Here is a 12528-nt window from a genome sequence, read left to right on the forward strand (position 1 = left end):
CTAAATGAAATCCCTATTTAGGATTTTACTACTTCTTACCTTATTTTTTTCAATGGGGAAGGCCATTGCCCAACAAAGCTCTACTCCTAGTAAGAATGATTCTATTACCCTAGCTCAGGCTTATATTAATTTGACATTAACCAAAGAATATTTTGACGGGATCAGTGTAGAGCGAATCTCTAAAATACTTCCATTTGAAGAAGCTGAACTTAAATCAATTTCAGATAGCACTTTTATTCAGACAAATGCCGCTTTATATTTCTTTACCCATTCTTTGCACAATTACATCAAGACTAAATTTCTTTTTAGAACTCAAAAAGACAGATACCGCCAAACTTTGGTCGGATGGAAAGAATCATTAACGAAGTCCATAGACTATTTCAATTTATCCAAAGAGAATTCAGCTTGGATCCAAGACAATCCTTTTTTTGAACTGATCAACTATAGTGAAGAATCCTATTCCCAATTACATAAGGAACTCTATGATTTAAAAAGCTTATTGACTCCTTATTTCAATGAGGACATCTATCCAGATTTCAAACGTATTCTAATAAAAGCAAAGAACTCGGAATCTTTTGACATAGACTCTCTTTCCTATTTTACGGGAATTTACCAACTAGAATACGACACTTCGATCCTTGAAAACACCTACGAAAAAGAAAACTTTGATTACGGTCCAAACACCTTACCTCTTAAATCTGAATACAACCACATTGAAAGAGATTATGGATATTTCCCCGACTCTTTTCCGATTAGTAACACCTATTTGTTAGACCCAAAACTTGAACTCATCAATCGATATGTTCAGCTAAAATATTTGGCAAATGATTCAACCAATAGCTCCAGAAATCCCCTTCATAACTATCTGATTTTCAATTCCTATTTTACTTTTAAAACTGATATTTTAAATCAAAATTTCTTTTCCAAAATCACGGAAAAAGAGAATACTTTTTTAAGAAAAGAGATTGATCAAAAAGAACTGGATGCTCTTTTCCTTGATTTAAGAAAAAACCACTCCTACCCAACGTATGTCGTGGGCCAAGCTTATATTAATCTAAGTCTAGTTCAAAATAATTTCGAAAAGTTAAATTATGACTTTTTGACCTCCACGCTCAATCAACAGGAAATAGAATTAAGAGAAATCGAAGACAGCACTTTTATAAAACAAAATGCTGAAATCTATTATTTCACCTATTCTCTTTTATTCGAAAATACCTCTCGCTTATTATACGAATCCAGGAGGGACATCCTCCGCAAAACCCTCTTGGATTGGAAAAAAACCTTAGAAAAATCTATTATCTATTTCAATCTTTCCCAAGAAGAGGAGATATCTGAAACTGATTTTAATTTTTACGATCTTCTAAAGTTCACTTCTGAAGATATTGAATCATTGGATTCAAATATTAATTATCTTAAAAACCAGTACACACCTTATTTCAATGAGGATATCTACCCGGATTTTCAAAAGCTTTTTTATCAGGCAAAAAACCAACAAGTTTATGATTTTGAAAGTCTAAAAGCTATTGCAGGAATATTCAATATTAAGCTAGACTTTTCTGTCTTGGAAAATAAAGAGGAGATAATCCAATTTGGATCTTCCTATGAGATCAGCCAGGAATATGAAATTTTATTAAAACTCGATCTTATTTCAAGATTCCTGCAATTCAAATACCTTGCCTCTGATCAGTTCACCAATCAATCTGACGAATTCAGTATAGAACAGCTTTACAATTCCTACAATGATTTCATTAATGACTTGGAAACAGAAGAAGATTCCTTTATTCAAAGGGAACTGAATGAACAAGTGATTGACCATCTATTCCAGGAACTTCAAAGTAAATTCCCATTCGAATTTGAAATAACTACCACCAAGATGGAAAGTGGGAAAGCAGCCTCAAAAGATTCCGATGGCGACGGGATTGTAGACTTTTTGGAAAGAGAACCGCCGTTTTTCTTTCCTGAACTAGCTCCTTTAGCTTCTGCACGTTTCACTAAAGCTAACTTCAAACCAGAATTAAAGACGTTGGGAAAGGTCGACGACTTTTTACGAAGAGAATTTATTTCTGCAGGATATGAAAATGAACTGCATTACTATTACACATTGGACGGTTTTGCAATAACGACCAGCATTGAAAAATTCAACTTGGACGGAACTGCCGTACCCAAGGAAAAAAGATTCATCAACTCTTTTGGAGAAAATGGCAAGCTATCTTATTACGAAATATTCAAATCCATTTTCTTTGAAATTGAATCTGAATTTCGATTTTTCGCTTTTACTGTAGCTTCAAGAGCTCAATCCATGAGTAAAAATGGAATGACGCCAAGTTTTGCTGAAGAGCTTATCGAAAACAGTTATAATAAACTTCCGCCAGATTTAAAAGACAAAACTCTTCCGCAAAAAGCCCTTTCTATTTTCGTCTACCATTTTCACCAGAATGACATTGGAGGTACCGTCGAATTGGACTTATCTGGCAAATGGTCGGTTCAAGACCACCTTAAGAATGCAGGCATAAGCAAAATTATTCAGTGACCTCTAATCTATTGGAGGGTTTTCCTCAAAGTACCTTTCAAAAGAAAAATTTCGCTGAATCGTATCTCCAGACTCCAGAATAACATCAATTCTCATCGTTGGGCAATAACCCCAGCCGAGATATCCAATGGCAAATGAAGAAGTCGGATCTTTTGAAACCCTTAGTCGATCTGTAAATCCTCTACAGAAATTATATTGGACTTCTTTGATTTCATCTTTTCTAAAGGATGGAACATCTAGCCACATGGTATAATTCTTATTTTCCCCACCGGCATTAGATGGGCTAACGGATGCCTTTATCTCGATTAAACTATCAAGAGGATAGGTTCTTTCTTTTAAAAGAATCTGGTCGAGCACTGAGTCACTTAAATTTTCATATTTTTCCCCTCTGCCTTTCATTACAAGACTTAACAATTCCTGTGTCCGATCAAGTCTCATTTGCCTTTCAAGATCCTTTTGTAATTCCTCTATTTGAGATTTTCTATCCTGAATCTCTCTTACTACAATAAAGCCAAGACTTATCACAACTATTGCAAAAACAATAGCAAACCATTTCCTTCTCTCCCTCTTCTTCTTTGTAATTTCCTGAAGCTTTTTCTTCGTCGCTAATTCCTTTTGTTCTTGGATAAACTTTTGACTCTTATCGACCCATTCCCGCTCCTCCTTACTCGGTTGGAATTTTGATAAATAGGGTTCAATAAACGCTAATTGCTTTTCTGTGAAATATTCTCTAGCCTCCTCTTTAACTCCTACCTGGCTTTTAATTAACCTTTTAATCTCAAGTAGGGCAGTTTCCTCCACACTCCTCTTTTCGGCAATAGGTTTAGCTAGAGCATCGTGGGCAATTTCATACGTATCCGAGTTTTCATCGTGTCGAAGTATTCTACCATTGATAAAAGCCGCCACAACATCATCAACCATAGATTTTGATAATTCAGGGAGACGATCAATTAGCTCTTTTTTATTGATCGGTTCTTTTGTTCCCTCCAAGGTGGCAAAAGGAGATAAAATCTTCCAGGTTAATTCAATGTTTAAATCCTTATATTTTGATTTTAGTGTTTTGGAAATATTCAAAACTTGATCTTCAAGAAAATCGATTAAAACATCTCCTATCTCTCCCATTTCATTTACCCTGGCAAAAGTGAATTCTGCAGGAGTTTGTCTGCTTTCATCCCCAGTAATATTCAGGTAAAGCTTATCAAGGAAAACCTGTAAAAATGGTAATTGAATAGTAAGTGACTTCTTGCCTCCTTTAACTTTTTGAAAAATTGCCTCGGCGACTGAATCTTCTTCTCCCGCTTTTATTGTAATATTCGAACCTTCAAAAGATGCCGCTCCGACAATTACCTGTTTCACTTTTTCGAGTGTCATAGGTTCTACCCTCAGCTTCTTTTGCATTAATTGAGGGATAGCCCTTTCAAATTCAAATAAGTAACCCAAATACTCTTCCCGAATCGAAAAAATCAATTTAACTGGCTGACTTGATTGAAGAATTCCCTTCACATTTTCAATAAAGAGCTGTTGCTCTGCTACTGTTCCAAGAATAAAAAGTTCTTCAAACTGGTCAAATATCAGATAAATAGGTCTGAAAGAATTCTGATAGACTGCTCTGATAGATTTGCCAATAGCGGATAATTCCTCGTTTGATTTTCCTGATTCATCACCCCACTCATCAAACCATTTGGTTTCTTTTGAGTCTAGATCAATTTTTCCCCCCGAATTATTTAAAGCTTCCTCTAAGGATTTATTGATATCGCTCCCTCTTCTAATCATCAATGCAAGCCAATCATGTGGCTGAAACTTTCCTGCAAGTCCGCAATTGATCAAACTTGTTTTTCCTGTTCCGGAGGCCCCATATATAAGAACAATCGATGATTGGAATACCATTTCATACAACGCATCGATTTCCTCATCTCTTCCAAAAAAAACATTTCTGTCTTCCTTATCATAAGAATCTAGAAACTTAAAGGGATATTTTTTCATGGTATTCAACGATTAATAAAGAATGGAGAAAAAATTAAAATAAGTCTTCAGTAGTTTCTTCCTCAATTCCGGTCAGGGATTTTTTGGCGTGATAAAACAAGCTGTACACCTTATCAAAATTCATATCCTTTCGATTCTCTTTACTTGAAAGCCACCTATTAAGCGCGTTTAAATCAGAATCACTTGGCTTTGGATTATTTGATTTTTTGATGACCACTCTACTATTATCTTCAATAAAATTAAAGTTTAAATTAAGGTCGTCGTAGGTATTACAAAATGAATAAAAACAAATCTTAGATCCACCCGTCAAGGCCAAACCGTTGTAGTCGATAATAAATGGATCCAAATTGATATTCTTTCTATAATTATCTTTGAATAAAATTACTGCATGGGAAATAACAGGTGAAGACTCCCTTCGCACCTTGTTTTGGTCATTATTGGCCTGGATCTCACCGTCGAGAAAAGTATAATTATGAAGGTATAATCCCTCTTCATCATTTCTTTGCTGATTAAAGTCAATTTCATTGATAGAAATCATTCTGTATTCAGCTAAGAACCCCAAATGTTCCAAAACAACAGAAAGATTCTTTTCTGATTCTAAGCAATCACTCAATTTGAAAGAAGAATTCTGAATTAATTTCGGCAATTGATTTAGATATTCACAGGCTGATTGGAATTTGCTTCCTTCGTTAAGTAAGGGAAGTAAATCCATTGCTTCTGAAATAAGAAACTCCAATTTGTTAGCTGAATAAATCTCAAGTAAATTTTTTAATAATTCTGAAAAAGCAAGCATATCTTCTTCTGCGGCATTCCTGAAGAATTTAACCAAGGCGTCTTGCTGTGGTCCTGAAAAATTTACTTCATTCTTTACTTTATGATCCCAAAGAGAAGAAATTAAGGCATAACAGATTAACTGCAATCCTCTCTTTGCAGTCATATGACAATTTTCCAGATAACGCTTCATCTTGCTCTCTGAATATTCTTCTTCTCCAATGGACATCAATTTCCGAATTTGGACTCCAATTACCCCTACATATCCATTGATGATGATCCTTTTCGCTGTTTGAACCAAATGTTTATTTTCTTCCCAATCACTATTAGCTGACAAAAAATCCCCCGCTTTCCTATTATATTTTGCTATTGCCTTTAATAAATTAGGAGTTAGTAAATCATTGAACGTGTTTTTTATTTCCTTTGGCTCTTTAGATTTTGGATCAGAAGGTAATTTAGTTTCTTCCTCAAAATCAGCTAAAAACTTATCCAATTGACTCCTATATTGATTTATCAGGTTATCAATGTTGGTGTATTCTGTATAAAAGTGCCCCAAGTCTCCAATTTTCTTTTTGAAGGCCAAAAGGGTATTTATTTCATCTGTTATGGAACCTGTATTTATTTGAGCATTCTTAAAATAGGTCCATATTTTAGGTTTTCCCTTATTCTTAAAAACTTGATAGGCAGTGTCAAACTCTTCTGCAGTGTACTTCCCGACTTTTGTAAAAAAAAGACAAACAACGATATCACAACTTTCAATCGCTTTATTGTACTCACTTTGAAGTCGGGAATCTGAGATCGCATCAAGAAAATACTCCCATTGTATAAGTTCCAGGTAAAGCCCCTTTTTGTGCAATCGATCATTTTCCCTACTGATAAAAAGTCTAAATTGATCTCGATCCTCTTTCAATTCCGAGGAAGAAGCAATAAAAATCCTGATCGTTTTCATAGTTTAATCTCCTGTCAAACAATTATGTAATTTTCAATTTAAACTTTTTTGATAAGCCAAGTAGTACTTCAAATGATATTTGCTACAGTATCAAAATAGCATCGACTAAAGATATCTAAAGTAAAAAAAGAATACTTATTGATAAATATTCTTTAAGTGAATAAAATTAAAATTGGTCCAAAACACTTTAACTCAAAATTGGATCAAGCAGAGGTTTTACCTAGTAGATCATATACCCTCTTAAAGGATTCAAGGTAATGTTGTCTGTGGAGAATTCCATTATTTCCTCCGTTAATACGCTTAGTGACCAAATGAATATCATCTGCATCTGCGTAAGTATTTATTTTGTTCTTTTTCCAAAACCAACATGCTGAAATAAGAGCTATTTTTGGATCTAGAAGCAAGTCTGGATTATTAACACAATCAATTGAATAGTCCTCTGAAAATCGCTGATAATTAGACTTACCTGTTAGTTGAATTAATCCTCTCCCTCGATATCGCCACCCATCTCCACTTTGCTCATCACCATTCCCCATTCGGTTGGCATACACTCGATTTGCTATTTTTTCCGGCTTTCGCGCATATTCTTCCGCTATCTCCATGGTCTTGAAATATTTACCAAAAACGCTTCTTAATCCTTGAGCTGAATAATTTAAGTTTTCTTCTACATACTTAAGCCCCCCACTTTCATGCGCTAGCTGTGCCAAAAAATGAGATTTCCGAAGTGGTGTATTAATCTCAAAATCCGGTAAAACCGTATTCAAATAAGGCAGATAAGAATCCGCCTTGGATCAGTTCATATCGGGTATAATGGGCTTTATTTGTTCAAGTAATATCATAGTAGCATCATTTGATTTTAGAAAAATAATATACCGAAATAATTTTATTACTTAAGCTTAGATCACATATATCCCCATATCTTAAGCCTTTTCAAGGCTCATAAAAATACCTATACAAATACTGCCCTATGAAAGTTAGAATAGTTTCAGATTCGTTTCCAAACTCAAGTTCAGATTTGAAATTTCTAGATGTGCCTACATTTGTAAATGTTACTGATATAGCTTTGCATAATAGCAATTGATCTACAAAGAAATATTGATACTTATATCTGCTCTAAAACTATTCAACCAAAGCCTTATTCATTTCTTCCTATTTAATTTGATATAAACTCAGGAAATTTTGGCAAAATTTAAATACTTAGTTTAAAATTCGAACCAAACGGCCCAATCTACCCTCAGAATCAATTCCTTCGACAATGATTAATTGCTTTGTTGCAACATCACTATTGTAAAATTCCAGACTCGATTCGCCATTTTCTCCAGTTTCCACAATCGGATTCCAATAAATGGTCGCACGAGCATCCTTAATCGCATTTTCGACCGTTTTCGTATCGTATTTTGGTAGGTAAAATTCCCTAGGAACAGCATATCCACCATACCGTGTTACCAGTGTACCGCCAACACTTTTTCCAATGCCAGCACCACTTTTGGTATAAACTGCTATTACACCGTTTGCACCTTGTGCACCAAAAATAGCAGTCTTTGCAGGGTCTTTGAATACATCTACATTAGCAACAATTCTCGGGCTAATAGTTAGCAAAGTCGAGGCTTGAACAGGCATATTATCCAACAGATATAGTGGTTGAGTACCTGAACCACCCAGGGAACCTACACCCCGAATGGTAACACTGACATCAATACCGGATATAAAGACTTGTACGCCAGATACTCTTCCTTGGATCAATTGAAAGACATTGGTAAAACCAACAGAGGATGGAATTTTTTCCGGATCAAGTGTAACATCACCAGGTCCATAGATTTTTTTAATTTCATCTTCCTCACGTTCAATAGTCTTCCCTTCAACCGTCACTCCCTCCAGATCGATAATATCCTTTTCTGCATTGAGTCGTTGCATCATCGTTCGCTCTCGATAAGTAGCCACAAGCCCTTCAGGCCAAATTACTTCCTGAGAATAATTTCCTTCGATCGAATTAAAAACAGGTTCTGGTTGAATAACAGATACTTCAACAAAATTTTTGAGTCGAGTATCCTCGGCCGTTATCGTTACTGAGGCGGAATCCAAATATTCCAAATCTCTTAAAATGAAGCGACCATTAGGCCCGTATTCAGAAGAAATAATTTCAATTCCCTCTCCTACCAAAGCTGTTACTTTTCCACCTGCAAGGCCTTTTTTAGTTTGCTCGGCATCAGTTACCTGACCCTCGATATTAATTCCTCGCTCGATAAACTGCTCTATCTTTGGCAAATTACCAGCAAGCACATCAGACCACTCAAATCTTCTCCACCCATGTGTCATCATCACCAAATCCAAAGCTTCTAGCGTCTGTGGTGAGTTGTCTTTAAAATACCTTCCTGGTTGGTATATTTCTGCAGATAAATCTGAGGTCAAAAGAAGAGTAGAAAAAATATCTCCGGCTTCGAGTTCACTTTCATCCACCTGTGCAGCGTCTAGCACGGCTACTGAGAAACTTCCTGAATTAGAAGTTCCCGCGAAGGTTGATTTTAGATTCAGACTAATTTTTTCTCGAGGGGAAATATTTCCTGTTTTTGTAATGTCTAATTGTAATTGATCGTCTTTTTGGATAAATACCAATCGCTCTAAAAGTGGTTTTCCATCCTCCTTCATCACCGTGATTTGATTGATGCCTGATATCAAATTCTCTTTAGGAATACGTACTCCCCAAACACCATTTGCCAAAGTACCTTGGATCATATAATTGATGATACCCCGAGTTTGAGAAACCAGCAATAGCGAATTTGCATCAGATTCTCCCTGTACAAATGCTGTCAAATAGCTAGCTGCTGGATTATTGACCACTTGCATTACCAATCCTTTTGAATCAATATTAGAAAGACTTACACTGACTTCCTGTGCAGTGGTTTTATCAGTGACTCTCACTGGATAGCTTGATCGGGTAGGAGTGAATTCAAACTTTCCCAAACCGGCAAAATTGCTTTCAAAAGTAATGTCGCTTCCTTCGATTGACCCTTGAATTTGGGCAGGCATACCATCAGGATAGATCGCACGAAAACCAAAGTTGGACTTCTTCCCAATTACGGAGTAGCCACCTTCAGGCAAAAACTGAATATCTGCAAGAGTTAAACTATAGGGCAAACGAAGTTTTTGGGTAACGAAATAATCTTCATTTTCCATGAAAGTAAATTCCAAATGCTGTGATGGATTAGCTTTCTCTGGTATTGCAAAAGTAAAACTTACCTGTCCTTGAGAGTTTACCTGCAGTTCCTGTTTATACAATTCTTCGTCCGCTGCTTTTGCCTTGATTTCGATCGTTTTCCCAGCAAGTGGATTACCCTTGCTATCTATCACAATCAGATCTGTCTTATAAGTTACTTTTCCAGCAGTTGCAGTTATGCTTGTAAAAGCGATTTTTGGAAGAAATGAGCCTCCTGCTCCATCGACCACATTAATATGGGAAGTAAAAAAGTATTCGTCTCCAAAATTCCGCATCCAAGAAGTATACGCTTTAAGCTGATATATACCAGGTTTGCCAAAAGCCGGTAATACAAAATCTCCTTTTCCTCTACCTTTTTCTAAGCGGATAGTTTTCTGCTCTAAGAGTAATCCATCACCGTCGAATAAATCTACGTATAGGGTAGCGCTCAAAGGGGATGGAATTTGACTACTTCCCGCTGTCAAATAGGCACTAAACCAAAGATCTTCACCAAGGGTGTAGGTATTTTTATCTAAGTGCAGATATGCCTTTTCTACCGGATATTCTTTCTGGTAGGTATCAAAATAACTCTGAATATTTTGAGGCAAAGACTCTTGACCATAAAGAGAAATCGAATTGGCACTAATCAAAAAAATAGTCAGCAATAAAAGTTGCTTTGACATGTGGAAGTTGGTTTGTTTCTTAAAAGCTTACTAATAAAACTAATTAGTTATAATATGACAAGTGAAAAAAACTTAAATGATAGAATGAGCTGCTACTTAATTTTTATTGGGTAGTTGACCACAAGCAAATCGAATATAATAACCTATTGATTTTATTTAATCATCCAAAAAATACCTAGCCATAACTGCCTCAGCAGCTTTTCCTTGTGGCGTAAAATCAGGTTCTCGCTCATGTCTTTTTGGATACCATTTCCAAAAAAACACCCCTGCCATCCAAGTTTTTTTCCAGGCAGTTTCAAAAAAAGCTTCATAACATAAGGCTTGAGCTTCTTCTGAAAACTCTATTTCTTTTCTCTCATTAGGCCAAACCCAAGGTTCAATTGCTGCATCAATCGTGTTGCAATAACCGATCTCTGTAAACAATACCGGCTTCTTATATTTCCTGACTACCTTTTCAATTTTTGGCAGCTGTTTCTCCCAACCGGATTTAAGTTCATCTAAATCAGGATTATGTTTATCGGTAAGAGGAAAATAAGCTTGTACACCAATATAGTCCAGTTTATCCCAGAATTTTATTTTTTCAAATTCGGTGAAATTTGCTGCATAGACCAATTTACCTGAATAGACCTTTCTGATCTCAGAAATAATCTTTCTCCATTCTTCCTCTCTCTCAGAAGTCTTTTCCAACTCAGTTCCAATACACAGCATGGGTATTTTAAGCTCTTCGGCAAGCTTTGCATAGTCTAGAATAAAGCCCTTATAATTATCAAACCATAGATCCCAATCTCCCTCATTCAGCATTTCTATATCGCCTGGCCAACTTCCCCTAACCCAAAGGTGAGGTTTTAGCATATTCATAATACCTAAGACCTGAGAAGAATCATGTGTCGCTTGAATCCCTCTTGCAGATTCTCCCCACCATTGTCGTTCGGCATTTACTTCCCATCTGATTTCAGGTTTATTGACTTCACTCTGCCAACCGAAAGGTGTTTGTGATAAAGCATTAGCCCCTGTAGACTTTAAATTTCTAAGTTCTGTACCATCCAATGGTGACCTGCTTCCAACCCAACATACGCCTTTCCATTTTTCTACAGCTACTAAAATCTCTTCTTCTGGTATCATCCACCAAACCATCGCGAAAGCAATGAATACTGCTATCGAACTCAATAAATATCTGGTATACCAAGGTTTCATTCTTTTTTAAGAAGTGTCTGAATTACAATATCTTCCTCTAATGTACGATGAACAGGACAACGATTCGAAATTTCAAGAAGTCTTTGTCTCTGTTCTTCATCAAGCTCACCTTCTAAACTGATTAATCTGGTAAATCGACTCACTTTGGATTCTTTTTCGGAAGGGTTCTTACTATCTTTCAAATGGACTTTATCATGATTTAGAAAAACAGTTACCTCATTTAATTTCCATTGTTTCCGTTCAGCATACATCTTTAGCGTCATTGCGGTACAACTCCCTAGAGAAGCCATCAAAAAATCATAGGGGTTGGGCCCCAAATTATCTCCACCAACCTCAATGGGTTCATCTGCTATCATGTGATGATGCGGTGTTTTAATTTCTGTAGTAAATCCGGGCCCAGAGAGCCTCACCTTCACCTGATTGCCTTCCGTATCATATAGATTTTCATCAGTTTTATCCAAAGAAACGTATCTTTTGCTCCAACTAGCTATTACTTCACCCGCATACTCACTATCTGATTTCTTAGAAACCATGTGATCAGCACCATTAAGAGAAATAAAGCTTTTTGGATGTCTTGCAGCATTATAAATCTCAGCAGCATTCTGAATACCTACAATTTCATCCTGAGGTGAATGCATTATCAGAATAGACTTTTTCAAATTCTTTAGCATTTTTTCTAAGGGCTTTTGTTCAAGATCCTCTAAAAACTGCTTCGAAACACGAAAAGGCCTTCCTCCAATACTTACCTCCGCGCTTCCCTTTTCCTTAATTTTTGAGATACCATCTTTAAAGAGATTCTTCACATGTCCTGGAAAAGCAGGTGCTCCAATCGTAACCACTGCCTCTACTGACGCTAATTCAAAACTTGAATACAAAACAGCTGCACCTCCCAAGGAATGTCCAACTAACATCTTTGGGACTTCATATTCCTTTTCCAAAAAATCTGATGCATCAAGCAAATCAGAAATGTTAGATGAAAATGTACTATCCACAAATTCTCCATCACTCCATCCCAAGCCGGTAAAGTCAAAACTTAGAACAGCTATTCCCTGCTGGGAAAGAGATGTGCTGATTCTTTTTACAGCAGAAAAATTTTGGGAACATGTAAAACAATGAGCAAACACTGCATAGAATCTTGGATTTTGATCAAGAGGCATATATAAATGTGCCGCTAGATCCAAACCTTTTCGATTCTTAAATGTCAGCTTTACTGGATTCATTAAGG

At 36.2% G+C, this 12528-nt stretch carries 7 protein-coding genes; 1 reads left to right on the forward strand and 6 read right to left on the reverse strand.

The window, feature by feature from the left end; genetic code table 11:
* Nucleotides 1–4: 4 nt before the first annotated feature.
* Nucleotides 5–2530: a hypothetical protein gene (locus tag AAGF08_RS13500; protein ID WP_343511754.1), complete on the forward strand. Its 2526-nt coding sequence runs from the start codon at nucleotides 5–7 to the stop codon at nucleotides 2528–2530.
* Nucleotides 2531–2533: 3 nt separating this feature from the next.
* On the opposite strand, the gene AAGF08_RS13505 is transcribed toward AAGF08_RS13500, so the two are convergent.
* From AAGF08_RS13505 to AAGF08_RS13530, 6 genes are all read right to left on the reverse strand, one after another.
* The gene (locus AAGF08_RS13505) at nucleotides 2534–4513 is read right to left on the reverse strand and encodes an ATP-binding protein (RefSeq protein WP_343511755.1); all 1980 of its coding nucleotides are present in this window, start codon (nucleotides 4511–4513) and stop codon (nucleotides 2534–2536) included.
* Nucleotides 4514–4547: 34 nt separating this feature from the next.
* Nucleotides 4548–6233, reverse strand: a complete 1686-nt coding sequence (locus AAGF08_RS13510) for a hypothetical protein (protein ID WP_343511756.1) — start codon at nucleotides 6231–6233, stop codon at nucleotides 4548–4550.
* A gap of 203 nt (nucleotides 6234–6436) precedes the next feature.
* Nucleotides 6437–6997, reverse strand: coding sequence for a glycoside hydrolase family 19 protein (locus AAGF08_RS13515; protein ID WP_343511757.1), 561 nt, complete (start codon nucleotides 6995–6997; stop codon nucleotides 6437–6439).
* Nucleotides 6998–7430: 433 nt separating this feature from the next.
* Complete coding sequence (locus AAGF08_RS13520; RefSeq protein ID WP_343511758.1) at nucleotides 7431–10109, reverse strand: hypothetical protein; 2679 nt, start codon at nucleotides 10107–10109, stop codon at nucleotides 7431–7433.
* Between the two features lie 156 nt (nucleotides 10110–10265).
* Nucleotides 10266–11303: a hypothetical protein gene (locus AAGF08_RS13525; protein WP_343511759.1), complete on the reverse strand. Its 1038-nt coding sequence runs from the start codon at nucleotides 11301–11303 to the stop codon at nucleotides 10266–10268.
* Nucleotides 11300–12523, reverse strand: a complete 1224-nt coding sequence (locus tag AAGF08_RS13530) for an alpha/beta fold hydrolase (protein WP_343511760.1) — start codon at nucleotides 12521–12523, stop codon at nucleotides 11300–11302. Before AAGF08_RS13530 ends, AAGF08_RS13525 begins: the two co-directional genes overlap by 4 nt.
* Nucleotides 12524–12528 lie beyond the last annotated feature (5 nt).

The sequence above is a fragment of the Algoriphagus sp. SE2 genome (genome assembly GCF_039563885.1).
Classification (GTDB): Bacteria; Bacteroidota; Bacteroidia; order Cytophagales; family Cyclobacteriaceae; genus Algoriphagus.